The 26,947-nt window shown below is 56.1% G+C and carries 21 protein-coding genes and 1 tRNA gene; 19 read left to right on the top strand and 3 right to left on the bottom strand.

What is annotated here, in order from left to right; genetic code table 11:
* Nucleotides 1-118: 118 nt before the first annotated feature.
* Together R0J87_RS02015 and R0J87_RS02010 are read right to left on the bottom strand one after the other, a co-directional pair.
* Nucleotides 119-6,220, bottom strand: a complete 6,102-nt coding sequence (locus R0J87_RS02015; RefSeq protein ID WP_498884022.1) for a calcium-binding protein — start codon at nucleotides 6,218-6,220, stop codon at nucleotides 119-121.
* A 359-nt stretch (nucleotides 6,221-6,579) separates the two neighbouring features.
* Nucleotides 6,580-6,666, bottom strand: a tRNA-Leu gene (locus R0J87_RS02010).
* A 114-nt stretch (nucleotides 6,667-6,780) separates the two neighbouring features.
* Here R0J87_RS02010 and queA point away from each other — a divergent pair.
* The 5 genes from queA to secF all read left to right on the top strand — a co-directional run bounded on the left by queA (nucleotide 6,781) and on the right by secF (nucleotide 12,343).
* On the top strand, nucleotides 6,781-7,812 hold the full coding sequence (gene queA / locus R0J87_RS02005) for a tRNA preQ1(34) S-adenosylmethionine ribosyltransferase-isomerase QueA (RefSeq protein WP_498884020.1): 1,032 nt from the start codon (nucleotides 6,781-6,783) through the stop codon (nucleotides 7,810-7,812).
* 34 nt (nucleotides 7,813-7,846) lie between these two features.
* Complete coding sequence (tgt, locus tag R0J87_RS02000) at nucleotides 7,847-8,974, top strand: tRNA guanosine(34) transglycosylase Tgt (protein ID WP_472980890.1); 1,128 nt, start codon at nucleotides 7,847-7,849, stop codon at nucleotides 8,972-8,974.
* Nucleotides 8,975-9,051: 77 nt separating this feature from the next.
* Nucleotides 9,052-9,378, top strand: a complete 327-nt coding sequence (yajC, locus tag R0J87_RS01995) for a preprotein translocase subunit YajC (RefSeq protein ID WP_188637668.1) — start codon at nucleotides 9,052-9,054, stop codon at nucleotides 9,376-9,378.
* Nucleotides 9,379-9,513: 135 nt separating this feature from the next.
* A complete protein-coding gene (gene secD / locus R0J87_RS01990) occupies nucleotides 9,514-11,367 on the top strand; it encodes a protein translocase subunit SecD (RefSeq protein ID WP_498884018.1) in 1,854 nt (617 codons plus the stop codon).
* A 49-nt stretch (nucleotides 11,368-11,416) separates the two neighbouring features.
* Complete coding sequence (gene secF, locus R0J87_RS01985) at nucleotides 11,417-12,343, top strand: protein translocase subunit SecF (RefSeq protein ID WP_404344819.1); 927 nt, start codon at nucleotides 11,417-11,419, stop codon at nucleotides 12,341-12,343.
* A 187-nt stretch (nucleotides 12,344-12,530) separates the two neighbouring features.
* Here secF and R0J87_RS01980 read toward each other — a convergent pair whose 3' ends face one another.
* Nucleotides 12,531-13,325 (bottom strand): inositol monophosphatase family protein, encoded by a 795-nt coding sequence (locus R0J87_RS01980; protein ID WP_404344818.1) that lies wholly within the window; start codon nucleotides 13,323-13,325, stop codon nucleotides 12,531-12,533.
* A 140-nt stretch (nucleotides 13,326-13,465) separates the two neighbouring features.
* On the opposite strand from R0J87_RS01980, the gene R0J87_RS01975 reads away from it, so the two are divergent.
* From R0J87_RS01975 to der, 14 genes are all read left to right on the top strand, one after another.
* Nucleotides 13,466-14,212, top strand: coding sequence for an RNA methyltransferase (locus R0J87_RS01975; protein WP_498884016.1), 747 nt, complete (start codon nucleotides 13,466-13,468; stop codon nucleotides 14,210-14,212).
* Nucleotides 14,213-14,365: 153 nt separating this feature from the next.
* Nucleotides 14,366-15,229 carry a serine O-acetyltransferase gene (cysE, locus tag R0J87_RS01970; protein WP_498884014.1) on the top strand — a complete coding sequence of 288 codons (864 nt, stop codon included), beginning with the start codon at nucleotides 14,366-14,368 and terminating at the stop codon, nucleotides 15,227-15,229.
* A 77-nt stretch (nucleotides 15,230-15,306) separates the two neighbouring features.
* Nucleotides 15,307-15,774, top strand: a complete 468-nt coding sequence (gene iscR, locus R0J87_RS01965) for a Fe-S cluster assembly transcriptional regulator IscR (protein ID WP_404344815.1) — start codon at nucleotides 15,307-15,309, stop codon at nucleotides 15,772-15,774.
* A 25-nt stretch (nucleotides 15,775-15,799) separates the two neighbouring features.
* Nucleotides 15,800-16,975, top strand: a complete 1,176-nt coding sequence (locus tag R0J87_RS01960; protein ID WP_498884111.1) for an aminotransferase class V-fold PLP-dependent enzyme — start codon at nucleotides 15,800-15,802, stop codon at nucleotides 16,973-16,975.
* A gap of 54 nt (nucleotides 16,976-17,029) precedes the next feature.
* A complete protein-coding gene (locus R0J87_RS01955; protein ID WP_404344813.1) occupies nucleotides 17,030-17,356 on the top strand; it encodes a HesB/IscA family protein in 327 nt (108 codons plus the stop codon).
* A gap of 177 nt (nucleotides 17,357-17,533) precedes the next feature.
* On the top strand, nucleotides 17,534-17,959 hold the full coding sequence (gene ndk / locus R0J87_RS01950; RefSeq protein WP_404344812.1) for a nucleoside-diphosphate kinase: 426 nt from the start codon (nucleotides 17,534-17,536) through the stop codon (nucleotides 17,957-17,959).
* Nucleotides 17,960-18,042: 83 nt separating this feature from the next.
* A complete protein-coding gene (gene rlmN, locus R0J87_RS01945) occupies nucleotides 18,043-19,227 on the top strand; it encodes a dual-specificity RNA methyltransferase RlmN (RefSeq protein ID WP_404344811.1) in 1,185 nt (394 codons plus the stop codon).
* Between the two features lie 90 nt (nucleotides 19,228-19,317).
* Nucleotides 19,318-20,049 carry a type IV pilus biogenesis/stability protein PilW gene (pilW, locus tag R0J87_RS01940; RefSeq protein WP_498884010.1) on the top strand — a complete coding sequence of 244 codons (732 nt, stop codon included), beginning with the start codon at nucleotides 19,318-19,320 and terminating at the stop codon, nucleotides 20,047-20,049.
* A 40-nt stretch (nucleotides 20,050-20,089) separates the two neighbouring features.
* Nucleotides 20,090-21,076: a RodZ domain-containing protein gene (locus R0J87_RS01935; protein ID WP_498884008.1), complete on the top strand. Its 987-nt coding sequence runs from the start codon at nucleotides 20,090-20,092 to the stop codon at nucleotides 21,074-21,076.
* Between the two features lie 8 nt (nucleotides 21,077-21,084).
* Entirely contained in the window at nucleotides 21,085-22,200 is a 1,116-nt protein-coding gene (gene ispG, locus R0J87_RS01930) for a flavodoxin-dependent (E)-4-hydroxy-3-methylbut-2-enyl-diphosphate synthase (protein ID WP_311063396.1), read from the top strand.
* Nucleotides 22,201-22,272: 72 nt separating this feature from the next.
* Complete coding sequence (hisS, locus tag R0J87_RS01925; protein ID WP_498884006.1) at nucleotides 22,273-23,580, top strand: histidine--tRNA ligase; 1,308 nt, start codon at nucleotides 22,273-22,275, stop codon at nucleotides 23,578-23,580.
* 81 nt (nucleotides 23,581-23,661) lie between these two features.
* Nucleotides 23,662-24,321: a YfgM family protein gene (locus tag R0J87_RS01920; protein WP_498884004.1), complete on the top strand. Its 660-nt coding sequence runs from the start codon at nucleotides 23,662-23,664 to the stop codon at nucleotides 24,319-24,321.
* Nucleotides 24,321-25,502, top strand: a complete 1,182-nt coding sequence (gene bamB, locus R0J87_RS01915) for an outer membrane protein assembly factor BamB (RefSeq protein WP_498884002.1) — start codon at nucleotides 24,321-24,323, stop codon at nucleotides 25,500-25,502. Before R0J87_RS01920 ends, bamB begins: the two co-directional genes overlap by 1 nt.
* Nucleotides 25,499-26,902 (top strand): ribosome biogenesis GTPase Der, encoded by a 1,404-nt coding sequence (der, locus tag R0J87_RS01910; protein WP_311063400.1) that lies wholly within the window; start codon nucleotides 25,499-25,501, stop codon nucleotides 26,900-26,902. The genes bamB and der overlap by 4 nt, the downstream gene beginning before the upstream one ends.
* Nucleotides 26,903-26,947 lie beyond the last annotated feature (45 nt).

Here is a 26,947-nt window from a genome sequence, read left to right as displayed (position 1 = left end):
CGGGATTCAACAATAGACATGGCGCGACTGGGTGGTGTTAGGTAAGGGGAATCGCGTGGGGAGCACAGTAAAAACCCCAGGCTGCCGGAAGACTGCCTGGGGTTTGCTTAGTTATACATTAGGTAATGATGGAGTAGTTGGTGTTCCAGTTTTCACCAGAATCAGAGAAACCATCCAGATTAATATTGTCGAAGGTTGCTAACACACCTAAGCTGTCGCCTGTAATACTATCACCTTCTCCCGCCTCTACTCGCAGTAATAAAGCATCATCAGAGTTGTCTACTGTATCGCTATTGCCTGCCAACAAATAAACCACTTCGCCAGTTTCAAGTCCAAGTTCGCTAAGCCAATCAGCGCCGTTTGCGCCAAATTCAGCAGTGGTAAAAACAGCAAAGGCTATGTCGTTATCACCCTGATTGAATGCTTGGGCATCAGCATACTTTGCGAAGTCAGCACTAATCCCACCTCGCAGACCTGGAATCTCTGTCGCCTCATCCCCAATTCGTAAGGAATCACCTGCCGCACCTACAGTGAAGTTGGTAATAAGATAAGGCGTGTCATCCGTTGAGGCAGAGGGTAATTCTCTAGGCGAACCAGACTCGACCACTTGGCCATCTATAGATTGATAGAGGTTGCCAAACGTATCAATCATCTCCTCATTTTGATTGCCGTTAATAGTATTATCGGTCAATCTAATCTGAGAGGCGTTTTGAACAACAAACTCTTGCTCTAAAGATCTAACATGAGCAAACTCATCCTGTATCTGCCACTTGAAGATGCTTGTTAAATCTTCAGCAAAATCACTTTGATTGATAGCGCCATCAATGATATTCACTATGTCGCTTCTAATTTCTTCGGCCTGACTAATCGACAGCCACTCGTAAACGACAGGAACGCTTGCATTGATAACATAATCACCACTGATATCTGCACCTGCCAGCGCTTCCTCCAAAGTGTATACATTATCAAAAACGAAGTTATCTAATTCACGAAGTTCTAAATACTGCGCCTCAGTCACGCCTGAGTTAGCCACTAAGCTAACACTTTCGGCCAGCACTACTGCATCTGTACCTATAGCATTTACTATCCTGTCAGGCTCATCAACAATATTCCATGTTGCAAACTCACGTACACTCCACTGCCCGCCTTCTGGAGGTTGATTAACAGCGTCGTCTAGGAACGCTCTAATATTCGTTATATCCGAATTTGCCCTTTGGACCGTTAAATTTCCTAAATCCAAGAAGTCTGTGTCTTCGTTAACATAATAAACCTCAGTAAGCTCTCGGGTTCCATCGACTATGCCCGAGGTCAACCTAAACTGCACAGGCGTGTCATCAATATCGAAGTTAAAAGCATCCGAGTCTCTTAATGTCACATAATCTTCAAAGGTTAGAAAATCACTCCCTTCGTCAAGATCAGCATAGACAACATCTGCGCCACTCAGCCATTCTTCATTTGAGCTCACCGAATCAAGCAGCACTGAAGCTACATCCCGAATGGTCCAATTGATTAAGCTATCAAGCTGAAGTTGATCACTATTGCTCGCACCACCAATCGCAATGTTAGTGTTTTGCACTAATGTTTGAGCACCTTGAACATCAAAGACACCAGCATCAAAAGGACTTTGAGGCACGACAATAGCATAACTGACAGCGTCGCCTTCGCCTGACTTATCAAGCGGCTCACTCGTCTCTAACACGCCCAAAGCTTGCTGAATGGTATAGAGCACTTCAATCGGATCAGATTGATAGTCATAATTATTTAGCGCAATTAACGATTGGTATTGCGCAAACGTAATTTGATCATCCGTAACAGTGACACTATCTGCCAATAAGACATGTGCCTGATTGATTTCCTGTATAATATTGCTGGCGGCATCATTAATCGTCCAATCGAATAATGCCTGAACGTTGCCATCGTTATTTTCGAGACCAGACGCTCCGTTTAGAACCGTTCGCACATCCGCCAGCTCTGCAGCAGCATTTTGCACAGATATCTGCCCGGCAGCGTAAGGCGCATCACTATCAACCAAAACAAAACTATCTATGGGCGCTAAAATATCAGCTTTTACCGCACGCACCGCATCAGACATGTCAGCGTATTCGACAACTGTCTCCCCTAACACGAATCCTTCAGAATCAGGATTATTACCTTCGACGAGGGTATAGGCATTCACTAAGCTTTCATAATCAGCAGACGCAATTGCTGAATCCGTCAACCTGATTCTGTAAGCCTCGACCAATACTTCTCTATTTAGATCAGCACTAATAGTCGCAAAACTATCAACAACGGACCACTGATAGATTGCCGTTAACTCCACTCCCCTATATTCAGGCACACTTCCTGCAATCAAATCCCTGACATCGCTAATATACGCTTCAGCAGTTGCTATATCGATTTCACTGCCAACGCCCAAACCCTCGTTTATATCGAACTGATCTTCAGCGAAGAAGTAGTCGTCGGCCAAGTCACCTGGAGCAGCAAAACTATTGTCTGTGTTATCGAACACATAAGCTAACGTGTACACCACTAAGTTATAATCAAAGCCGTCTACACCAAGAGCATCCGCCAAGCCATCGTACTCGGCGGCTAGAATATTTCCATTCGGCCCGCCATTAGCCGCAAAGATGCTATCTGCGCCTGCCAGCACTTTGTCGGGTACGCCGTTAGTGATGACCCCAAGAATATTGCCAGCAGAATCGGTGATGTTCCAATTATAAAAAGCTTCAAAATTGGCCGCGTCACGGTTGGTAGAACCTTCAAGAATGCTCTTGACGGTCTCAATCTCTGTCAGCGCATTGGCAACACTCAACGCCCCGTTGGGATTTGTGTAGGGCGTGTTGCCTGTAATGGAGTAAAACTCGCTGGGGGCGAGCACACCACCGGCCTCGGCACCCACGGCTGCTTCCAGGTTCGCATAGGTGACAGTGGTGCTGGCGGCACTGTCAGTTGCATCTAAGCGCAGCGTATTACCTAACAACTCCGACAGCTCTTCGTACTGAGCTTGCGTGATGGTGGTACCTGTCACACGCACCGTTTCAGCATTCACAATGGCATCGTCGCCAAACGCATCATCACCGGCGTTGACGTTACTGATACCGTTGAGCAAGTTGCTAATGGTGTCTTCGATTTGCCACACCACTGCATCGCTTGCCAGCAAAGCCGCCTGGTTCTCTGCGCCCGCAATGATGGCGAAATAGCTCTCTCCCTGGTCGACTGTCCATACGGCGTCGAATGCTGTATCCAGATCGATCACGTAGCTGTCGACGAGTGGACCATCGCCAGCATCGATGACGGAGATGGCGTTAGCCAGCGTGTACTCCACCAGCTCACCAAGACGAACGTAGTTAAATTCAGCGGCACTCAGCGCTTCGAACTGCGCAATCGTAATGATGTCGTCATTTACGTTCACTGCATCCGCACGGACAAGGTGGGGAACGTTACCCGCTTCTAAAATCGTGGAAGCGCTATCGACGACCGTCCAGTTGAACAACTCATCGGCATCGGGCGTTTGAGTGTTGAGCGCCCCATCGAGAATACGCTCAACCGCTGCCAGCGTTGTGGCGGCAACATCAATGCTGACCTCGCCTGCCTCAAAGGGCACGGAGGTATCGATGTCATAGTTGGCGGCTAAGCCATCCGCATTAACGGCATTTTCCAGCGTATAGCGAACGATGGTCGTGCCCAGCTCAAAGTTTTCCAGCGTATTGAGCTGGTCAAATTGAGCAGACGTGATCACCCGGTTGCTCGCTGACACTTGGTTGGCTTCAATCACATGGCCTTGATCCAGATCCGCAATAATCGCATCAACGTCATCGCGAATGATCCACTCGAACAGTGTGAGCGGCGGCTGGTTTTTCGCGCCTTCCAATACCCGGCTAACGTCTGCAAAGGCGGCTTCTGCCTCGGCCACGGTGACCGTGCCTGCGTTCAGCACTGCCTGAAGGTCGATGATGTAGTTGCTAGCGAGCGGATCAGCATCCAGCGCTTCGGCCAGCGTGTAATCCACCTCGGTCTCGCCAAGCACGAAATTCGCCAAGCCATTGAGCTGTACAAATTGAGCAGGCGTGATGATCGCTTCCGTCACGCTGATACTGTTGGCTTCGGCGATTTGCGGGCGCGCGGCGGGCGTTCCTAAAATCGTGTCGAGGCTATCGACGATGTTCCACTCTAAGAGCAAGTCACGAGAGAGGTTATCGCTGTCGGTGTTTTGGGCAAGATCCAGCAGTATGCGGGTGCTGTCGATCAGCTCGGCGGCTTCCCGCACGGTCAGATCACCGGCGGAGAAAGGAGTACTCGGGTTCAGCGCGTAGTTGGCGGGCATCACTTCGGTCGCTAGCGCTTCTTCCAGCGTATAAGGCACGACCGTGTTGCCCAGATCAAAATTTTCGAGGGTATTAAGGTCAGCAAACTGATCCGGACGGATGGTGGCATTGGTCAGGGTTACACTCTGCGCACCGACCACCTCCGGGCGACCTAAACCACCGCTCACTAAGACGTCCTCGGCATCCGCACGCACCGACCATGTATAGAGGTCAGCTAGAGCAATAGGCGCAGTCGCGACATCAAAATCCCCCGCTAGTACCGTTTCGACCAGCGCCAATTGGTTGCCTGCCGCCGTGAGCCCCAGCGTGCCAGCGGCAAATGGCTGGTCGGGGTTGATCAAGTACTGAGCCGGCAGTTCATCATTGGCTGCCAGTGCCACCGCTTGCTGCAGCGTTAAATAGGGTACGTCTGCACGGGCATCAATGGTTTCGGAGAGATCGCTGTTCGGGTCTTGGGCGTCTCGCTGCGCATCTCGCAGCGGGTTATTGTTCCCGTCGCGGTAGGCATCGATATTGAGGCCGTCACTGGCGTTATCAATCGCATCCAACGCTTGCCTTACTTGCCCTGCGATCGAGGGCAGGCCTAGCGCATCGGCCATTTCTTGATTGGTCAGTTCGCGGCCAGCTTCGCTGGCTTGATTGAAGGCGCTACCCAGCCGGGAGAGCGCATCGGCACTGCTGACACCCGCCGTGGCTGCCATCGCCAACAAGCTGGCCACTTTCACGCCCGCGATAAGCAAATCCAGATTCGGCGACGACTCTGCCAGCGGGTCGGTCGTCATCAGATCGAGCCGCTGGTCGAGCCCTAACGATGTTTTAATGGCCGTTTGGGCGTCAGCGTCGTTCAAGCCAAACTGCTGCGATAGCTGCACCATCAGCGTGGTCAGCGGTGTGATTACCGTCGCGTCTTCAGGGGCCCGCAGCACACCGGTAAACGGTAGACCCGTGGCAATATCGACACCGCCAGTCGCAGTCAAGATACCGCTGCCCTGTAGGCCGCTAAAGAAGCCATCGTCATTCGTAGTGACTTGGTTTGAATTAACGGCCCGGGTGACGGTTGCTCCAGAGATATAGCCATCGACCACATAGCCGCTAAGAGTGGCCGGGCCAGCATCACCACCGCCACCGCCGCCTCCACCGCCTGCAGCGGCAGCCCCCACGGCAATGGCACCACCCCCTATATAGAGCCAAGGCGGAATGTCACCAAACGAGCTGACCGGCTCGCTGCTACTACTGCTTGCGGTGCTATGGAAGCTGCTGGTGCTTGAGGTATCGGTTGCGAAAGAGGCGCTGGGCACAAACAACAAACTGCCGAAATCTTCGCCACTGGCGATACCTTGCTGCAGGGCATTGCTAGGGCTGATAAGAAATAAATCACCCTGCTGCACCAACGCGCCGCGCTCGATGACCATTTGCGTGCCGTCGGTGCGCGTGACCATCACGTTACCGTCAGGCAGTAGCTCCCAGGTTTGTACATCGGGCAGCTGGCTAAGCGGCACTAGCAATCCGCTTTCGTTACCTAGCATCTGCATAAGGGAGTCGATATCGACGACTACTCGCCCGTTTTCCAACGCTACATCGGCGGCTGCAATATCTATGCGCTGGCCGCTATTCATGATCAACGTCAGGCTGCCGTTGGGCTGGCGAATTACTTCTGCTACTCCTTGCAGGTCGTTCACTGCCACCATTTGATCCGCCAGCGCCTGTTGCGCCAGCAGCGGCAACACTAAGGTTGCAGCCATGCCACCCTGTTTCAATACTTTTTGATTTCTGGCCATCCAGCGGCGCACAAACGCCGCGCGCTCTTTGGGATCAGCGGGAATGTCGATACGCACCACGTCGTCGCGGGTCTCGGACAGGGTATCCCAGTCACGCTGGGTAGTTCTGTGGCTCACCCTTACGCCATTGAGTAGGTGGCCGCTTAGAACTCCGGGCTGCGTTGACTTAAGCATATCGGCTGATGACTTCGCCATTGAGCACATCTCCACTGAAGGTTCGCAAGCGCGTTGCGCCAAACGTTTTTATGAAAGACAGGCGTTGGCCGCCATAGCGCCCTCATCCATCGTGGATGACAAGAGGCGATTAAAAAATAGGCTCAAGTATTTCATAAAGAAGCAGGAAATAAACCTACAAAAAGGCGGGGTAATATACGGCTTCACGGGATTAGGCTTGTCATACAGCGATGAAAGCGCGCTGATTCTCAAACAGCAGGCACAAAAAAAGGGCCTAGCGATAAACGCTAGGCCCTTGAATTTGGTGCCGGTGGCCAGACTCGAACTGGCACACCCGTAAAGGCGGCGGATTTTGAATCCGCTGCGTCTACCAATTCCGCCACACCGGCAATGGATGCGCATTATACGGAGATAACCCCCCAGGTCAATCTCATCGACTGACTTTATCCACCTAAAGCGCTATCCTAGGCGGCTTGTTTGACCACTGAAAAGAGCTTCTTCACATGCAGCGTGCGGACTTCCATTTCGAGCTACCCGACGAGCTAATTGCCCGCTATCCGTCCGAACAGCGCAGCGACTGTCGCTTGCTGTGTGTAGATGGCCCGACGGGCACACTGGAGCACCGTCGGTTTCCTGACCTGCTCAACCTGCTTGAGCCAGGCGATCTGCTGGTCTTTAACGATACCCGAGTGATTCCTGCTCGCTTGCACGGTCATAAAGCCAGTGGCGGAAAAGTAGAAATGCTGCTGGAGCGTCCGCTGGATAGCCACCGAGGGCTGGCGCATATTCGCTCTAGCAAGTCGCCCAAGCCAGGCACCGAGCTGATCTTTGAGGGCAACATCCACGCCGTGGTAGAGGGCCGTCGTGATGCGCTGTTCGAGCTGCGCTTTTTAGGCGATACGCCGATGATCGCGCTGCTGGAAAAGCACGGCCATATGCCGCTGCCGCCCTACATCACCCGGGAAGACGAGCTGAGCGACCGCGAGCGCTATCAAACTGTCTATGCCCGCCGCGATGGCGCCGTTGCGGCACCGACCGCTGGGCTTCACTTCGACCAACCGCTTTTAGATGCCCTGGCTGAAAAGGGCATCAACAGCGCCTTTGTGACCCTTCATGTTGGCGCGGGCACCTTCCAGCCAGTGCGGGTGGACAACATCCTTGAGCACCATATGCACAGCGAATGGATTGAGGTGAGCGAGGCCACTTGCCAGCAGATTCGCGACACCCAGGCCGCCGGCAAACGCGTTGTTGCCGTGGGCACCACCAGCGTTCGCTGCCTGGAGAGCGCCTGCATGAAGAGCGGCGATGGCAAGATTGCCCCGTTCAGCGGCGACACGGATATCTTTATCTACCCAGGCTACCAGTGGCGCTGCGTGGATGCCCTGATTACCAACTTCCACCTGCCCGAATCTACTCTGCTGATGCTGGTGTCAGCGTTCGCAGGCTATGAACACATGATGCAGGCTTACCGTACGGCGGTAGAAGAGCGTTACGCCTTTTTTAGTTATGGCGACGCCATGCTGCTTACCCGCTAATTAACGAGTTATTGTGATGCGAAACGAATGCTTTATGCGCTTTGAGCGCCTAGCCGAAGACGGCCGCGCGCGCCGAGGCCGCCTGCACTTTCCCCGCGGCACGGTGGAAACCCCTGCCTTTATGCCCGTAGGCACCTACGGCACGGTAAAAGGCATGACGCCTGAGTCGGTCAAAGAGATTGGCGCCGAGATCATCCTGGGTAATACGTTCCACCTTTGGCTGCGCCCCGGTACGGATGTAATCGAAGCCCACGGCGATTTACACGACTTTGCCCAGTGGGACAAACCGATCCTGACCGACTCCGGCGGTTTCCAGGTGTTCTCGCTCGGTGAGATGCGCAAGATCACCGAGCAAGGCGTGCATTTCCGCTCGCCGGTGGACGGCAGTAAAGTGTTCATGGGGCCGGAAGAGTCGATGGCCGTGCAGCGCTCGCTGGGCTCTGATGTAGTGATGATCTTTGACGAGTGCACGCCCTACCCGGCCACGTTCGAAGAAGCCGAAAAATCCATGGAGCTGTCGCTGCGCTGGGCCAAGCGTTCCCGTGATGCCCATGGCGATTCGCCTTCCGCACTGTTCGGCATTATTCAGGGCGGCATGCACCCAGAGCTGCGCGAGCGCTCGCTCAAGGGGCTTATGGAGATCGGCTTCGACGGCTTAGCCATTGGCGGGCTTTCAGTGGGCGAACCCAAAGAGGAGATGATCAAGGTACTGGATTATCTGCCTACCTGGATGCCGGACGACACCCCGCGTTACCTGATGGGCGTGGGCAAGCCGGAAGATCTCGTTGAGGGCGTTCGCCGCGGTGTGGATATGTTTGACTGCGTGATGCCCACGCGCAATGCCCGCAACGGCCACCTGTTCACGTCAGATGGCACCGTTAAGATCCGCAACGCCAAGCACCGCTTTGACACGCGCCCGCTGGATGAAGAGTGTGATTGCCACACCTGCCAGAATTTCTCCCGTGGCTATCTGCACCACCTGGACCGCTGCAATGAAATGCTGGGTTCCATGCTCAATACCATCCATAACTTACGCTATTACCAGCGTGTGATGGCTGATTTGCGCGCGGCAATCGAAGCGGGTACATTGACGACCTTTGTGGAAAGCTTCTATGCAAGGCGCGGCCTCCCGGTCCCTCCCCTTGCGGAATCTGACACCTAAACAATAAAAGCCACTGGCTGAGGCGAGTGGCTTAATCCGTTCACCCATTGAGTGTTCTAACCCAGGAGTTCCCTGCAATGCTGGATTTCTTCATCTCACCAGCCCATGCCCAAGAAGCCGCTGCTGGCGGTGGCATCGCGCAAATTGTCATGCTGGTCGGTTTCGTACTGATTTTCTACTTCCTGCTGTGGCGTCCGCAAGCTAAGCGTGCCAAGCAGCACAAACAGCTGGTGTCTGGCCTCGCCAAAGGCGATGAAGTCGTGATCGGTGGCGGCTTGGTTGGCCGCGTATCCAAAGTCAGCGACGAGTTCCTGACCCTGGAAGTCTCTGAAGGTACCGAAGTGAACGTGCAGAAGAACGCCGTTGCCGCCGTACTGCCGAAAGGTACTATTAAGTCCATCTAACGCTTGCACTCCCCCCCTGCCGACCCAGTGCCAGCCACCCCGGCAGGGGTGACATGGTAGCGTCGATGGTGAACGTTGCTGTGCACAGCCTGTCTGTGCACAGCGATTCCGTTTGTAATTGAAGGCAGGGCTTGCATGCTCAACCGTTACCCCCTGTGGAAGTATCTGCTGATACTGGTCGTCCTGGTGGTTGGCCTTATCTACTCGCTTCCCAATCTATTCCCCGCAGATCCCGCCATTCAGGTGAGCGATGCCCAAGGCAACGCGCTTGATGAACGGCAAATAACCCGCGTTGAAGAAGCACTCGCTGAGCGCGATATCGCCATTAAAGCCATTGAAGAGACAAATGGTCAGTGGCTGATTCGCCTGCAAAGCGACGATGACCAGCTAGACGCGCGTGATATCGCCGCTGACGTGCTGGGCCCCAACGCAACCGTCGCGCTTAACCTGGCCGATGCCACCCCCGGCTGGCTACAAGCCTTTTCAGCATCTCCGATGACGCTGGGCCTGGATTTACGTGGCGGCGTTCACTTCCTGCTGGAAGTGGATATGGACGCTGCGCTGACACAGCGTCTTGAGGTGAATGCCAGCGCCATGCGCGAACTGCTGCGTGGCGAACGCATTCGTTACCGCAACACAACGCTTGAAGAGCGTTCGCTCTCTATCGACTTTGCTAGCAGCGAAGATCGTGACGCCGCCCGGCGCTTGATTAGCCGCGACTTCCCTAACTTCGAGTACACCAATGAAGGGGATGGCCGCGCCTCAAGCCTGGTTATGACGCTAAGCGACATAACGGTGAGCGAGATTCAGGACTACGCCATCAACCAGAACTTGACCACGCTGCGTAACCGCGTGAATGAGCTGGGCGTTGCCGAGCCCATGGTACAGCGCCAAGGCCCCAGCCAAATTGTGGTGGAGCTGCCCGGCGTGCAAGATACCGTGGCGGCTAAGCGGATCGTCGGTGCAACGGCTAACCTGGAGTTCCGTTTAGAAGCACGTAACGATACGCCAGACGTGGAAACCGAACGCTTTGAATTCCGCAACGACCCTGCCCGCTCAGCAGAGCTGATGCGCGATGTAATCATTACCGGTGACAGCGTTTCCAGCGCCAGCAATAGCTTTGATGAAAACGGTCGCCCTCAGGTCAATATCAACCTGGATGGTACCGGCGGCACGCTGATGAACCGCGCTACGCGCACCAACATTGGTCGCAATATGGCGGTACTGTTTATCGAGCATAAGAGCGAAGACCGCATCGAAGTAGATCCGGAAACCGGTGAAGAAACCATCATCCGCGAGCCCTACACCGAGCGCGGCCTGATTAGCTTAGCCACCATTCAAAGCGCACTGGGCAACAGTTTCCGCATCACTGGCCTAGACTCTCCTACCGAAGCTGCCGAGCTTTCGCTACTGCTGCGTTCAGGTTCACTGGCGGCACCGATCTACTTCGTGCAAGAGCGCACCATTGGGCCAAGCTTAGGCGCTGAAAATATTGAGCGCGGCCTGCTATCGGTGCAAATCGGTCTGCTGCTGGTCGTCCTGTTTATGCTGGTGCGCTACAAAGTGTTCGGCGTCTTTGCCAACATTGCGCTGGCGCTGAACCTGACGCTGCTGGTGGCGGTAATGTCGATGCTGGGTGCCACACTCACGCTGCCTGGTATTGCCGGTATCGTGCTAACGCTGGGCATGGCGGTGGATGCCAACGTGCTGATCTTTGAGCGGATACGCGAAGAGCTGCGCAACGGCATGTCGATTCAGCAAGCCATTTATGCGGGCTACGAGCGTGCCTTTACCTCAATCGTGGATGCCAATATCACCACGCTGCTAGTGGCGGTGATTCTGTTCTCGATTGGCACCGGCCCGGTGAAAGGTTTTGCGGTGACGCTCTCTATCGGCATCCTGACATCGATGTTCACTGCGCTGCTGGTGACGCGCGCCATGGTCAACCTGACCTATGGCAGCAAGCCCGTCAAAAAGCTGTGGATCTAATTTCAATGGGATCTCAACACGCGCTCAGCACAGAATTTAAGAGGTGGTAATGAAACCCCTATCACAACTGCGCATCGACTTTATGGGACGGCGCAATCTTGCGTTTATCGTCTCGGCCGTGATGCTGATTGTTTCTATTGGCGCCATTTTGTTTCAGCAGCTCAACCTGGGCCTGGACTTTACCGGCGGTACGCTGGTGGAAGTGCGCTACGGCGTGGCACCTTCACTGGATGCCATTCGCCAACTGCTGGAAGACAGCGGCTTCCAAGACGTGTCGGTACAAACTTTTGGCGCTTCAACAGAAGTATTGATTCGCCTACAGCAAGCGTTTGATGGCGACGTGGGTAACGAGGTTGTCAACCTTTTGCGTGCTGACGGCGACAGCGTTAACTTGGTTCGCGCTGAGTTTGTCGGTGCTCAAGTAGGCGACCAGCTGCGTGACCAGAGCGGCCTAGGCCTGCTGGTCGCGCTGGGCGTAGTCATGCTCTACGTGGCCTTGCGCTTCCAGTACAAGTTTGCACTCGGCGCACTGCTGGCCCTGCTGCACGATGTCATCATCGTTGTCGGGGTGTTTGCACTGTTCCAGCTCGACTTCGACCTGACGGTGCTTGCTGCCATTCTAGCGGTCATCGGCTACTCGCTGAACGACACGATCGTTGTTTACGACCGTATCCGTGAGACGATTCGCACCTCGCGCATCGACGATATGCCGCAAATCTTCAACGAAGCACTTAACGCCACGCTGTCGCGCACGCTGGCCACATCTGGCACCACCGTGCTGGTATTGCTGGCGCTGCTGCTGCTCGGTGGCGATATGATTGAGAACTTCGCGATTGCTCTGCTGGTGGGCATCGTGGTGGGTACGTTCTCGTCTATCTATATCTCTGGCGCCCTGCTGATTCCGCTTAAACTTTCTCGGGAAGACCTTATTCCTACCAAAAAAGAAGTGGATGAAGAGGAAGAAGAGCTGCCTTAAGCGCGTTAAAGCAGCCAACGAAAAGGCCCTGCCGGGTAACCCCGGCAGGGCCTTTTTACTAGCATTTGCTATTTACTACTCACTATTCGCTACTTACTACTTACTACTTACTACTCACTACTCACTATTCGCTACTTACTACTTACTACTCACTATTCACTACGCAGCACGATCGCGCCGCCAGTGATTAAAAGTGCGGAGCAAGCTGCTTAATCAGCGCCTTATAAAGACGCGGGCCAGCAGCCATCAATTGGCCTTCGGCATTCACGGTCGGCTTGCCGTCCGGAGTGCCCATCAGTGCGCCTGCTTCTTTCAGCAGCAGCGTACCGACCTGCATATCCTGCTCTTCCAAGCCAAGCACAAACACGCTATCAACGCGGCCAGTCGCTAACTCACACATATCCAGCAAGCCGCTACCGGTCGCTAGTAGGGTTTCTACTTGCGGGGCAAGCTGCTGGGCAATGGTTAAGTAAGCGGGGAGATGGTTCGGGCGCAGCCAAGCTTCCGGCAGGCTCATCGCCATACGCGTCGCGGGAATCGCGGTGGGCTTGCTAACCCGCATGCGCTTGTCGTTGTGCTGAGCGCCGCGGCCACGGCTGGCGATATATTCGTCATCACCAAAGGGAGAGATCACCACCGCGTGCTCGGGGCGACCTTTAACGAGACACACCACTGAGAGTGCAAAACCCTTACCTGCTACTGCCAAATTGGAGTAGCCATGCAGCGGTTCGATTTTCCAAACGATATCCTCGCCTTCGCCTTCACCCGCTTTGTAGGGTGTATAGCGACCGGAGAAACCATGGAGAGGATAACCACGCTGCAGTTGTTGAACGATGGTCGCCTCGGCTTTACGCGCTGTGTCTTCTAGCAAGCGGTCGAGGTTAAATTCTTCATGGGCGTTTTCGATACGTTCGCGAACGCGTAAAAAGTGTTCAACAGCGCCACGCGCGGCGCGCAGCGTAAATTGGACCATCGGATTCATGATCGGGCCTTGTCACAGTGATGTTAAAGAACGGGTCAGACGCAGGACGCCTTTTGGCGGGCAATTCTAACAGAGGCCCCTCGGGCATGCCATCGACTCATGCTAAACTGCGCGTTTTACGCACATGAACCGGGCCTACTATGCTTGAGCGCATCCGAATTGTTCTAATTGGCACCAGCCACCCTGGCAACATTGGCGGCGTAGTACGCGCCATGCACAACATGGGCTTGGCGGATCTCGCCTTGGTCGCGCCCCGCTGCGACGTGATTACCCAAGACAGCATTTCTCGCGCCTCAGGTGCCGACCACCTGCTTCACCAAGCCACCGTGCACGCTACGCTTGAAGAAGCGGTCGCGGACTGCACGCTGGCAGTGGGTGCCAGCGCTCGCTCACGCACGCTGCCCTGGCCAATGATCTCACCAAGGGAGCTTGCAGAACGCCTGCCCGGCGAATGCCAGCCTGAAAACGCCCGTGTGGCGCTGGTATTTGGTCGTGAAGACAGCGGCTTAACCAACGCCGAGCTGCAGCGCTGCCATGCTCACGTGCATATCCCTACCAACGCAGATTTCAGCTCGCTCAACCTAGCCGCAGCGGTTCAAGTAATCGCCTACGAGTGCCACATGGCGTGGCTCAGCCAAGCAGATACCCCAACGGCCCCCGACGACAATGATGAGCTGGCTACCCACGAGGAGCTTGAACGCTACTTCGAGCACCTGGAACGCACGCTGATTGCTATCGAATTTCATGACCCCGCCCAGCCCCGCCAGCTCATGGCTCGCCTGCGCCGCCTCTATTTACGGGCACGGCCGGAAAAAATGGAAATGAACATTCTGCGCGGAATTCTCTCAGCCACCGAGAAAGCGACCCAGCAACGTATTGAGAAATAGATAGCGGACACACGATACGCCAGCAAAGCGGCAATGACCTAAACTTGAAGTTACGGCAACTCGCCCCAACATCGGCTTTTCAATAGCCGCTTTGCACTCACTATATTCCAATACTGTATTGTTGCTGCCTCCCTTACCGCCCAAGGATCACCCATGTTTCAACGCCTGCGTGAAGACATCAATAGCGTTTTTGACCGCGACCCCGCGGCACGTAACTTTCTTGAGGTGCTGACTAACTACCCCGGCCTGCATGCCCTGCTGCTGCACCGCTGCAGCCACTGGATGTGGAAAAAGAACCTCAAGTGGTTAGCACGGACGCTATCGACCTTCTCACGCTGGCTGACCGGCATTGAAATTCACCCAGGCGCGACCATTGGGCGGCGTTTCTTTATCGACCACGGCATGGGCGTGGTCATTGGTGAAACTGCACTGGTGGGCGACAACGTGACGCTCTATCAAGGTGTGACCCTTGGCGGCACCAGCTGGAACAAGGGCAAACGCCACCCTACGCTGGAAGATGGCGTGATTGTGGGTGCTGGCGCCAAAATTCTAGGGCCGTTTACCGTGGGGGCAGGTGCCAAAATTGGCTCTAACGCAGTAGTTACAAAAGAGGTGCCCGCGGGTGCCACGGTGGTCGGCATCCCCGGCAAAATCGTCAAACGCGCCGACCCGGATGTGGAAGAAGCGCTGGATGTCGACCCGGCCCGCCGGGAAGCCATTTGCCAAAAATTTGGGTTCGATGCCTATGGCGTCAGCCAAGATATGCCCGACCCGGTAGCGCGCTCGATGCAGGCGATGCTGGATCATATGCACGCAGTGGATGAGCGGATTGAGCGCATGTGCTCAACGCTTCGCAAGCTGGATGCCAACTACCGCGACGGTCAGCTACCCGCACTGCGAGATGAAGACTTTGCCGATATTCTGGATGAGAACGACACCGGCTGCCCTGGGCTTGGGCGCACCGCTCAAACCCGCGCCAACGCATCCACGGAAAACAGCCCGACCCGCAATAGTTGACCAAAGCACTCAGGATTTCCATAATGGCGCAACATTTGCTGCCAGCGCGCTGAAAGCTCAGCGACGAGGTACCTGCTATGCGCTTGACGACAAAAGGCCGTTACGCCGTTACGGCCATGCTGGATTTGGCGCTTAACGCCCCCAGCGGCCCCACCAGCCTGGGAGACATCTCCCAACGCCAGGAGATTTCGCTCTCTTACCTGGAGCAACTCTTCGCCCGACTTCGCCGAGCGGGGCTGGTGAGCAGCGTGCGCGGTCCGGGCGGCGGTTACCTACTGGCCAAAGCGCCCGAGAATATCAGCGTTTCCCAGGTGATTGATGCGGTCAACGAAACCGTTGACGCGACGCGCTGCCAAGGGTTGTCCGACTGCCAGCAGGGTGACACCTGCTTAACGCACCATCTATGGTGCGAGTTATCCGGGCAAATTCGCAGCTTTCTTGACGATATTACGCTGGCACAGCTCATACAGCGGCCCGATGTGCTGCGCATTGCTACCCGCCAAAAGCAGCGGGTCGATGCAGGCATCCTCGCCTCTTCTCCTTGAAGGCCTTTACTGCACGCTGGAACCTATGACGATGACCGCTACTCCCTCGCTGCCTATTTATCTTGATTATGCCGCCACCACGCCGGTCGATGGTCGTGTGGCGGAGGTCATGCAGCGCTATCTAACGGTTGATCAGCTGTTTGCCAACCCCGCCTCGCGCAGCCATATGCTGGGCTGGCAGGCCGAGCAGGTGGTGGAGCAGGCGCGCCGCCAAGTGGCCGATATGATCGGCGCCGACCCGCGTGAAATCGTCTGGACCAGCGGCGCTACCGAAGCCAACAACCTAGCGCTGATTGGCTTTATGCGTGCTAACCGTGAGCGCGGCATGCACCTTGTGACCTCTCTGATCGAACACAAAGCGGTAGTTGATACGGCCAAGGCACTGGAGAGCGAAGGCTTCGAGGTGACTTGGCTGGCACCTGGGCACGATGGACGCATCACACCCGAACAGCTACGCGACGCCATGCGCGATGACACCGCGCTAGTATCGCTGATGGCGGTGAACAACGAGCTGGGCAGCATTAACGATATTGCGGCACTGGCAGAGGTTACCCACGAGTTTGGGGCGGCGTTCCATACCGATGCCGCCCAGGCGGTAGGGCGCATTCCGCTCGACGTGGTCGCTCAGCATATCGATTTGATGTCGCTATCAGGCCACAAAGCCTACGGGCCTAAAGGGGTCGGTGCTCTGTATGTCAAACGCCACCCCGACATTCGTGTCGAAGCACTCATTCATGGCGGCGGCCATGAGCGTGGCATGCGCTCTGGCACGCTGCCTACCCATCAAATTGCTGGGATGGGTGAAGCATTTAACGTCATGCAACAGCAGCAGGACGCTGATCAGGCCCATATTGCGGCGCTACGCGAACGCTTTTTAAGCGGCTTATCAGACCTTGAGGGCATCATCCCCAACTCCCCACTGGAGAAGGTGGTACCCAACATTCTGAATCTGGCTTTTGAAGGGGTAGATGGCGAGGCGCTGCTGATGGCCTTGCGCGATGTAGCGGTGTCAACGGGTTCCGCATGCAACTCGGCCAGCGTCGACCCGTCTTATGTCTTACTGGGGATCGGCACGCCTCGTCGGCTAGCGCTCTCATCACTGCGTATTAGCTTTGGGCGCTTTACCCAAGAGGCTGAGATCGACCACGCATTAACCTTACTGCGCCACGCGGTGAGCGGCCTACGTGCCAACGCACGTTAGGCGGCTGACGCTCTCCTGACGCACGGCTAACGACTCTTTAAAGGAGAACGCTCCATGGCAACACTGAACATTACGCCCGCTGCAGCTGAACAGATTCACCGCGTGCTAGACGAACGCGGCCAGGGGCTAGGCCTGCGGGTATCCGTTAAACCCAGCGGCTGCTCCGGCTATAGCTACGTGCTTGATTTTGCCGATGAAGCACAGGATGACGATGTGCGTTTCGAAGATCACGGCGCAAGCGTCTACGTGGCTCCTGATGCCGTCGAGATGCTAGACGGCAGCGAAGTGGACTACGTTAGCGAAGGGTTGAATCGCTTTTTCCGTTTCAACAATCCTAACGTCAAAGACGAATGCGGCTGCGGTGAAAGCTTTACGGTCTAAACCATCATCCGCCTCCATTGCGACTATCACCGGTATTCATCCCCCCCGGGAGGCGCTATAATCGCGCCCACTCGGCAGCCGGTGAAGCGCACGGCCTTAGCCGATCACTTTTTCCTGCGCCGCCCCGGCTTTCCGGTGCGGCAATTTCTGCTTTATCCCTTTTAAGGAGATTTCTGCATGGCGACTGAACGTACTCTTTCCATCATCAAGCCCGATGCCGTTGCTAAAAATGCCATTGGCGAGATCATTGCACGCTTTGAAAAAGCGGGCCTGAACGTCGTAGCCGCTAAAATGATGCACCTGTCTGAAGAAAAAGCGGGCGGCTTCTACGCCGAGCACAAAGAGCGTCCTTTCTTCAAAGACCTGGTTGGTTTCATGACCTCTGGCCCGGTGGTTGTACAAGTACTCGAAGGCGAAGGCGCCATCGCTAAAAACCGTGAGCTGATGGGTGCTACCAACCCGAAAGAAGCCGCTCCGGGCACTATTCGTGCAGACTTTGCGGAAACAATCGACGCCAACGCTGTCCATGGCTCTGATTCTCCGGAAAGCGCTGAGCGCGAAATTAGCTACTTCTTCGGTAACGACGAAATCTGCCCGCGCTAAACCAAGCGCCGCCGTTTCAACCTTCGTTGCCGGCCATTTTTGCGGGGGCCTGTGCCCCCGCCTCTTTCTGAACGCTGACCGCCATGACCACCACCGTAGCTCAACATACGCCTGCTCCCCAATCTACATCTGATAGCGCGACTGCCCCGCAAGCGGCACCGGCGCGGCAGAATTTGCTCGGGCTTTCCCGTGAGCAGATGGAAGCTTTCTTTTTATCTATTGGTGAAAAGAAATTCCGTGCCACCCAGATGATGAAATGGATTCACCAGGAAGGCATCGACGACTTCACGGCGATGACTAACCTGTCAAAATCGCTGCGCGACAAGCTTTCTCAGGTGGCGGAAATTCGCGGCCCTGGCGTTGTCTACGAAGGCACCTCCAGCGACGGCACCCGTAAATGGGTGTTGGAAGTAGAGGACGGCAGCTACGTCGAAACGGTGCTGATTCCCGCTGAAAACGGTAAGCGACGCACGCTGTGTGTCTCTTCCCAGGTAGGCTGCTCACTGGATTGCAGCTTCTGCTCTACGGGCAAGCAAGGCTTCCAGCGCAACCTCACCGCTGCGGAAATTATCGGCCAAGTATGGGTGGCCCAGCGCAGTGTCGGCCCGCGCCGTGATACCGCCAATCGCCCGGTGACCAACGTGGTCATGATGGGCATGGGCGAGCCGCTGCTCAATTTCGATAACGTCGTGCCCGCTATGAAGCTGATGCTCGACGATAACGGCTATGGACTCTCCAAGCGTCGCGTCACGCTCTCTACATCGGGCGTTGTGCCGATGATTGATAAGCTGGGCGATGAGATGGATGTCAGCCTTGCCATCTCGCTGCACGCTTCTACCGATGAGCTGCGCAACGAGCTGGTACCGATCAATCGTAAATACAATATTCGTGCGCTCCTCGACGCCTGCCACCGCTATCTGGCCAAGTGCCCTGATAACCGTCAGGTCACCATCGAGTACACGCTGATCAAAGACGTTAATGATCAGCAAGAGCACGCCGAACAGCTGGCCGCTTTGCTCAAAGAGCTGCCGTGCAAGATCAATTTAATTCCGTTTAACCCGTTTCCGAATTCAGGTTATGAGAAGCCTTCACGTAACCAAGTGATGCGCTTCCAACAGTGGCTGTACGATTTAGAGTACAACGCTACCGTACGTATGACCCGTGGTGACGATATCGATGCCGCCTGTGGTCAGCTAGTGGGCCGCGTAAAAGATCGCACCAAGCGCAGCGCACGCTATATCCAGTCCGTTCAGCTTGACGCTGACTAACCGCTGCTGTCTTGACATCCATCTGACACAGCGCTTTGATGGACACGTTTTTGCTGGGTGTATCCAGCGTATCGACTCAAGAGGGCGTAGATGATCGGTCACCGCAGGCGCATTATCCCTTTTCGGGTGCCCATGCTGTCCGTACTCGCTGGCAGCCTGCTGCTGGCGGGCTGCGCCACCTCAAGCCAAGGGGTTAGCGACGCCAACCCCGATGCTGCGGAAGCTTACACGCAGCTTGGCGTCGCCTACTTAGAGCGTGATAACCTGCCCCGCGCGTTGAATGCCCTTGATCGTGCACTGGAGCTGGACCCGCGTCACCCAGAGGCACTTCAAGCGCTGGCACTGGTCTACCAACAGCAGGGAGAGAGCGATCTTGCCAACCGCTACTTCCAGCAGTCATTGAGTGCATCGCCCTCGTTTACCCGCGCGCGTAATAACTACGCCGCGTTTTTGTATCAACAGGATCAGTTTGCGCAAGCCTGTGAGCAGTTAGAACTGGCATCTCAAGATGCCCAATATGCCAATCGCGCCCAGCTATTTACCAACCTGGGACAGTGCTATTTGGCCATAGACGAATTTGATAAAGCGCGCGAACGTTTGCAGCGCGCGCAGAGTATCGACCCGCGCAACCCACGCGGGTATTTAATTTTAGCCGAACTGGAAGTTTCACAGGGCAATTATGATCAGGCCTGGGCCCCGCTGCAGAACTATCTACAGTTGGCAGGCCCAGACCCATCAGCGCTGGAACTGGCGATTGATGTCGCCCTCGCCCGCGGAGATAACGCCGCGGCTGCCGACTACCAGCGCTTGTTAAACAACTGATTGCCGCCCTGATCACCACATTATTGAAGGATGCTCAGCTATGAGCGACACACAGTTACAAGATAGCGTTACTACGGCACACAGCACCGCGACTCCTGGTGAGCTGCTTTCCCGCCAACGGGAATCTCTCGGCGTTCCGCTCTCTGATGCCGCCCGGGCACTGAATCTGCGCCCCGCCGTTGTCGATGGTTTAGAGAAAGATAATTACGAAGAGATACCCGTCGCGGCTTACCGCCGCGGCTACCTGCGTGCCTATGCCAAATATTTAGGCATGGACGACCGTGTCGTGCTGGAGGCGTACCAAGCTCGCCACGGCGCTAGCGATAACGAGCGTAAGGTAGCCCCCGTTTCCGTCAGCAAACCACCGTCTAAAATGGGCGCATGGCTGTTTAAACTGGTCACTCTGCTAGTGATCGTAGGGCTTATTGCGGTCACCGTAGCCTGGTGGCAAAGCCGTGGCGGCAGCGAGCCACCAAGCATGGGTACCTCACCTGCCATAGAAGAAAGCGAAGCGCCGGCAAGTGACATCGAACCCGCGCAGGAGCCCATGCCGGCAATGGCCCCCGAGCCTGCCGTCACAGAAGAGCTGACAAACGACGAAGCCAGCGAGCCCGCTGAGAGCGTAAGCAGCGCACCGGCGGCAGCCACCGATGAGCCAGCGGCTCAAATCATCGATGCGGATGCCACCACCGAGGTAGCAGCAGCGCCGACGGCAGAGACAGAAACAGTAGAAACAGAAGAAGTTGCTGAAGAAGCCGCTGAAGCAGCTCCCGCTGCCGCGACGCCTAACTTACTAGAACTGACGTTTAACGAGCAGTCCTGGACAGAAATTTTTGATGCCAACAACCAGCGCGTCTTTGTCGGCCTGCAAACCCCCGGCACCACCGCAAGCGTTGAGGGCGAGCCGCCTTTTCGTCTAACTATCGGTAACGCCACCGGAGTAGAACTGCGCTATCAAGGCGAGGTTGTGAACCTTGCCCAGCGCGCCGGTGCCAATAACGTTGCCCGCTTTACCCTGGGAGAGTGACCCGTCTTATGCACGCCCCTTCTCCGATTAAACGCCGCCTGTCACGCCAAATTCATGTTGGCAATGTGGCCGTAGGCGGCGATGCGCCGATTTCTGTACAAAGCATGACTAACACCAACACCCTGGATGTGGACGCCACCGTCGGCCAGATCCAGCAGTTGGAAAAAGCCGGGGCGGATATCGTACGCGTCTCCGTACCGGATATGGACGCCGCCGAAGCCTTTGGCAAAATCAAACAGCGGGTGGACGTCCCCCTCGTTGCCGACATTCATTTCGATTACAAAATTGCCCTGCGCGTCGCCGAGCTAGGCGTTGACTGCCTGCGCATCAATCCCGGCAACATTGGCCGGGAAGATCGCGTACGTGCGGTCGTCAGCGCAGCACGGCACCATGGCATTCCGATTCGTATCGGGGTAAACGCCGGATCGCTTGAGAAAGATTTGCAGAAGAAGTACGGAGAGCCCACGCCGGCGGCACTGGTTGAGTCGGCCATGCGCCATATTGACCACCTGGATCGCCTCGACTTCCAGGAGTTTAAAGTTAGCGTAAAAGCGTCTGATGTGTTTATGGCCGTGGCCGCCTACCGCGATCTAGCCACCCGCATTGAGCAGCCGCTACACCTGGGCATTACCGAAGCAGGCGGTCTGCGCTCGGGCACGGTAAAATCCTCCATCGGCCTTGGTATGCTGCTGATGGACGGTATTGGCGACACTATCCGCGTCTCACTCGCCGCTGATCCTGTAGAAGAGATCAAGGTCGGGTTCGATATGCTGAAGAGTTTGAGGCTGCGCGCTAAGGGCATTAACTTTATCGCCTGCCCCAGCTGCTCGCGGCAGAACTTTGACGTCATCAGCACCATGAACCAGCTCGAAGAGCGCCTGGAAGATGTGATGACGCCGCTGGATGTTTCAGTGATTGGCTGTGTGGTTAACGGCCCTGGCGAAGCCAAAGAGACCGATATCGGCCTGACCGGCGGCTCGCCGGCCAACTTGGTATACATCGACGGCAAACCTGCCAGTAAGCTGCGTAACGATCACCTTGTGGACGATTTGGAAAAGCTGATCCGCGACAAAGTGCGTCAAAAAGAGCAGCAGCAAGAGAATATGATTGCGCGCAGCGTTTAACGTTTATGTTGCTTGCAAGAGGCGGTGCGCCCTTCCCGCCTCTTGTGCTGCCGCCTCTACAAGGAGTTTTCATTGAGCAAGTCCGCCGCTAAAAAGATTCAAGCCATCCGTGGAATGAACGACCTATTGCCCAGCGACAGCCCTCGCTGGCAATTTTTTGAGGCCAAGGTACGTCAGTTGATGCACCGCTACGGCTTCGATGAAATTCGCACGCCAATCGTGGAGCAAACCGCGCTGTTTGCCCGCTCGATTGGTGAAGTCACCGACATCGTTGAGAAAGAGATGTACACCTTCGACGATCGTAACGGTGACAGCCTGACACTGCGCCCCGAAGGCACCGCCAGCTGTGTTCGGGCAGCCATGGAACACGGCTTACTGCATAACCAAACCCAGCGGCTTTGGTATCAAGGGCCAATGTTCCGCCACGAGCGCCCTCAGAAAGGCCGCTATCGCCAGTTCCACCAGGTCGGCGTAGAGACGTACGGCTTTGATGGCCCAGACATTGATGCCGAAGTCATCTTGCTCTCGGCACGCCTGTGGCAAGAGCTGGGCTTGATGGAGCACGTCACTTTAGAGCTGAACTCCTTAGGCTCTTCAGAAGCGCGGGCCGCCTATCGCGACAAGCTGGTGGCCTACTTTGAGCAGCACCAGGACGTGTTGGATGAAGATTCCAAACGGCGTTTAACCAGCAACCCGCTGCGCATTCTGGATTCTAAAAATCCGGATATGGCGGAGATGCTCAACGCCGCCCCGCAGTTGATGGACCACCTGGACGACGAGTCTCGGGTGCATTTTGAGCAGTTAAAAGCGATGCTGGATGCTGCTCATATTCCTTACGTGGTCAACCCGCGTTTAGTGCGCGGCCTGGACTACTACTGCCGCACCGTATTTGAGTGGACCACCACTGCTCTGGGCAGCCAAGGCACCGTATGTGCCGGTGGCCGCTACGATGGCCTGGTTGAGCAGCTCGGCGGCAAGCCCACGCCAGCGGTTGGTTTTGCCATGGGCATTGAGCGTCTGGTACTGCTACTGGAAACGCTCAACTTGGTACCTGCCGATGCCATGGGCGGCTGTGACGCCTATCTTATGGCGATGGATGACAGTGCCACGGTTGCCGCTCTCACGTTGGCCGAGCAGCTGCGCAGTGCACTGCCCTCTTTACGCCTGCAGCTCCACTGCGGCGGCGGTAGCTTTAAAAGCCGCATGAAGAAGGCAGACAAGAGTGGCGCGCCGGTTGCGATACTCTTAGGTGAGGATGAGCTTGCCCACCAAACCGCCACGTTGAAGTTTCTACGCGATAACCGCGAGCAGCAGCAAGTGGCCCAGGCCGAGCTGGCCGACGCGCTTCATGCGTTACTGGCTAACGTACCGTCTCATTAACGTAACTGCCCCAGCACTGCCTGGGCAGCTGAATACTCGTTAGTCGCATAAGCGGCTGACCCATGGAATAGGAGGCCGCCCGTGGCGGAGCTGAGAAGCGAAGAAGAGCAGCTAGACGTTGTAAAACGCTGGTGGAAAGAGAACGGAACATCGCTGATTGCCGGTGCCGTGCTCGCGGCGGCCGGTGTCTTTGGTTGGAACGCGTGGCAAAACTACCAAGAGGGTAAGTCAGAGGCAGCTTCTGCCCGCTACCAGCAGCTCATCAACATGACCGCTGGCACCACCTTGGAAGGGGATCAGCTAAGCGCTGCACAAACGTTGATTGACGAGCTGACCGATGAGTATGGCAGCACCCTGTATGCCGAGCTTGCTCAGCTGCTGGAAGCACGTCTTGCGGTACAGCAAGACGATCTCGCCGCCGCTAAACAGGCGCTAGAGGACGTTGCTAGCAACTCCTCTCGCCGCTATGTGCAGAGTTTGGCCTGGCTGCGTCTGGCGCGCATTGAAGTGGCCGAAGGCAACCCTGACGCTGCGTTAGCTCTGCTCGACCAGCCCATTTCCGAGGCGCTGGCCGCTCAGCAAGCCAACGTGCGTGGCGATGCTTACCTAGCACTTAACCAGCCAGATCAAGCACGCGATGCATGGCAAACCGCCCAGTCACTCGCCCAAACGCAGAACCAGCCGCTTTATGGCGTGCAGTTCAAGCTTGACGATCTCGGCGCCGAGGAGGCAACACAGTGATGACGACTAGCCTGTCAAAACCGCTTTTTTCCAAACATCTGATGCGTACCACTCTGGGTGCCGTTGCGCTGGCACTGCTGGCTGGCTGTGCCAGCAAGGGTGAGCCAGCGTTCACGCCCAAAGAGCTGCGCAGCTTTGATGAAAGCTCATCGCTGGATAGCGTTTGGGATCGCCGCGTGGGTGATGGCTTTGGGCCCGCTCGCTACCCGATCGCTCCTTCCCGTGAAGGCGATACGATCTTTGCCGCAGACACCAACGGGTTAGTGGCCGCCTTTAATGCCAACAGCGGCGAACGCGAGTGGGAAGTCGAGCTAGACACAGCCATCTCAAGCGCCCTGAACGCCATTGCAGGCCAAGTATACCTGGGTACCAGCAACGGTGAAGTGATCGCCCTTGACCAGCGCGACGGCAGCGTTGCCTGGCGCTCGCGGGTCTCCAGCGAAGTACTCGCCGCTCCGCAGGCCAATCAGCAGCTGCTGCTGGTTCAAAGCGTTGACGGACAGGTGACGGCTCTGGATCGCGCCAGCGGCGAAGAGCGCTGGGTCTATACAAGCTCTCAGCCTGCTTTAACGCTGCGCGGCACCGGCACCCCGATGGTAATCGACCCGGTTTCGTTCGTTGGCCTTGCAAACGGTCGTCTTGCCACGCTGGATAACCGCAGCGGCCAAGCTTTATGGGATATGCAGATTGCTACACCGCGTGGACGCAGCGACGTTGAGCGCCTGGTAGACCTTTCTGGTCAGCCGGTGCTCAGCCCAGATGGCCGCCTGTTCGTGACCAGCTACAACGGCCGTGTGGTTGCGCTGGAAGCCACCCGCGGTGGCGTACTGTGGGAAACCACACTATCGAGCCGCCACACGCCCATTCTGGTGGGCGACTTCTTATTTGCAGTCACCGACGACAGCCACCTGGTGGCCCTGGATGCCAACAGCGGCCAGGAAGTCTGGCGTAACGATGATCTGGAAGATCGCTGGCTGACCGCCCCCGCCTTTGCCGATGGCCGTATCGTGGTCGGCGATTTTGAAGGCTATGTTCACCTGATCGACGCCCGTGAAGGCAACCTGGTAGGCCGTACCCGTATCGATGGTTCGGGTATTAGCGTGCGCCCGGTCACTGAAGGCAGCACCATTCATGTCCAGGCCAACAATGGTCGCCTGGAAACCCTGGAAGTAACTCCATGACACCCGTCATTGCACTAGTCGGTCGCCCCAATGTGGGCAAATCGACGCTGTTTAACCGCCTTACCCGCTCGCGCGATGCGCTGGTGGCAGATTTTCCTGGCCTGACCCGCGACCGTAAATACGGTAACGGCATGCTGGGTGGCAAAGCGTACACCGTGATTGATACCGGCGGTATCAGCGGTGACGAAGAAGGCATCGATGCCGCGATGGCTGAGCAGTCCCTCGCGGCCATTGATGAAGCGGATATTGTACTGTTCTTGGTAGATGCCCGGGCTGGGCTAAACGTCGCCGACGAAGCGATTGCCAATCACCTGCGAGTGAATCAGAAGAAAACCTGGCTGGTAGTTAACAAGACCGACGGCCTGGAAGAGCACTCGGCCATGGCCGACTTCTGGAAACTCGGCCTTGGCGACCCCTGGCCCATCGCGGCTGCTCACGGCCGCAACGTATCGCTGCTGATTGATACGGTGCTTGAACCGTTCCCCGAGCGGGACCCAAGCATTCCCGCAGATACCGGTTCGAAAGGTATCCGCATTGGCGTCATTGGACGCCCGAACGTAGGTAAATCCACGCTGGTCAACCGTTTGCTGGGTGAAGAGCGTGTGGTGGTATTTGATGAAGCGGGCACCACCCGCGATGCCATCGAAATTCCGTTTGAGCGCAACGGCAAGCCTTACGTACTGATCGATACGGCCGGTATTCGTCGGCGTAAAAACGTCAGTGAGATCGCTGAAAAGTTCTCCATCATCAAAACGTTGGATGCCATTAAAGAGAGCCACGTGGCGGTGATGGTACTGGACGCCCGCAGCGGCTTGGTCGAACAGGATTTGCACCTGCTGGACTACGTGCTCACCTCTGGCCGCGCGCTGGTATTGGCGGTGAACAAGTGGGATGGTCTAGAGAGCGAAGCCAAAGAGAAGATGCGCTCGGACATCAAGCGCCGTTTGGGCTTTGCAGACTACGCCGAGCTGCACTTTATCTCCGCGCTTCACGGCACGGCGGTGGGCGATTTGTACCCTTCCATTGAGCGGGCATTTAACGCCGCCAACGCACACTGGTCGACCAATCGTCTCACCACACTGCTGCAGGATGCGGTCAGCCAGCATCCGCCGCCCATGGTCAATGGCCGACGCATCAAGCTGCGTATGGCTCACCAAGGTGGCAGCAATCCGCCCATTATCGTGGTGCATGGCAACCAGACGGCATCGCTGCCTGAAGCGTATCGTCGCTACCTCACTAACACCTTCCGTAAAGTGTTAAAGGTGCAGGGTACGCCGATGCGCTTTGAATTCCGTTCTGGCGATAACCCCTTCGACCACATGTCGGGTGCCAGCGATAAAGAGAAAGCCAAGAAGCGCGAGCTTAATCGCACCAAAGAGGCGCGCAAAAGCCGCCGCTAAGCGATGCTCTTCTGCTCAACGCCCGCTGACGATTCAGCGGGCGTT

The organism is Halomonas sp. SIMBA_159 (genome assembly GCF_046536035.1).
In the GTDB taxonomy this organism is placed as follows: Bacteria; Pseudomonadota; Gammaproteobacteria; order Pseudomonadales; family Halomonadaceae; genus Vreelandella; species Vreelandella venusta_A.
The sequence above is the reverse complement of the archived record's forward strand: the minus strand, read 5'-3'. Positions and strand labels throughout refer to the sequence as shown.

Bases quoted from the DNA above. Each gene is read 5' to 3' on its own strand.
- queA (WP_498884020.1), top strand. From the start codon at position 6,781: ATGCAGCGTGCGGACTTCCATTTCGAGCTACCCGACGAGCTAATTGCC.
- yajC (WP_188637668.1), top strand. From the start codon at position 9,052: ATGCTGGATTTCTTCATCTCACCAGCCCATGCCCAAGAAGCCGCTGCT.
- rlmN (WP_404344811.1), top strand. From the start codon at position 18,043: ATGACCACCACCGTAGCTCAACATACGCCTGCTCCCCAATCTACATCT.
- der (WP_311063400.1), top strand. From the start codon at position 25,499: ATGACACCCGTCATTGCACTAGTCGGTCGCCCCAATGTGGGCAAATCG.
- R0J87_RS01960 (WP_498884111.1), top strand. From the start codon at position 15,800: ATGACGATGACCGCTACTCCCTCGCTGCCTATTTATCTTGATTATGCC.
- secF (WP_404344819.1), top strand. From the start codon at position 11,417: ATGAAACCCCTATCACAACTGCGCATCGACTTTATGGGACGGCGCAAT.
- R0J87_RS01975 (WP_498884016.1), top strand. From the start codon at position 13,466: ATGCTTGAGCGCATCCGAATTGTTCTAATTGGCACCAGCCACCCTGGC.
- cysE (WP_498884014.1), top strand. From the start codon at position 14,366: ATGTTTCAACGCCTGCGTGAAGACATCAATAGCGTTTTTGACCGCGAC.
- R0J87_RS01955 (WP_404344813.1), top strand. From the start codon at position 17,030: ATGGCAACACTGAACATTACGCCCGCTGCAGCTGAACAGATTCACCGC.
- ndk (WP_404344812.1), top strand. From the start codon at position 17,534: ATGGCGACTGAACGTACTCTTTCCATCATCAAGCCCGATGCCGTTGCT.
- pilW (WP_498884010.1), top strand. From the start codon at position 19,318: ATGATCGGTCACCGCAGGCGCATTATCCCTTTTCGGGTGCCCATGCTG.
- ispG (WP_311063396.1), top strand. From the start codon at position 21,085: ATGCACGCCCCTTCTCCGATTAAACGCCGCCTGTCACGCCAAATTCAT.
- R0J87_RS01980 (WP_404344818.1), bottom strand. From the start codon at position 13,325: ATGAATCCGATGGTCCAATTTACGCTGCGCGCCGCGCGTGGCGCTGTT.
- iscR (WP_404344815.1), top strand. From the start codon at position 15,307: ATGCGCTTGACGACAAAAGGCCGTTACGCCGTTACGGCCATGCTGGAT.
- tgt (WP_472980890.1), top strand. From the start codon at position 7,847: ATGCGCTTTGAGCGCCTAGCCGAAGACGGCCGCGCGCGCCGAGGCCGC.
- bamB (WP_498884002.1), top strand. From the start codon at position 24,321: ATGACGACTAGCCTGTCAAAACCGCTTTTTTCCAAACATCTGATGCGT.
- R0J87_RS01935 (WP_498884008.1), top strand. From the start codon at position 20,090: ATGAGCGACACACAGTTACAAGATAGCGTTACTACGGCACACAGCACC.
- secD (WP_498884018.1), top strand. From the start codon at position 9,514: ATGCTCAACCGTTACCCCCTGTGGAAGTATCTGCTGATACTGGTCGTC.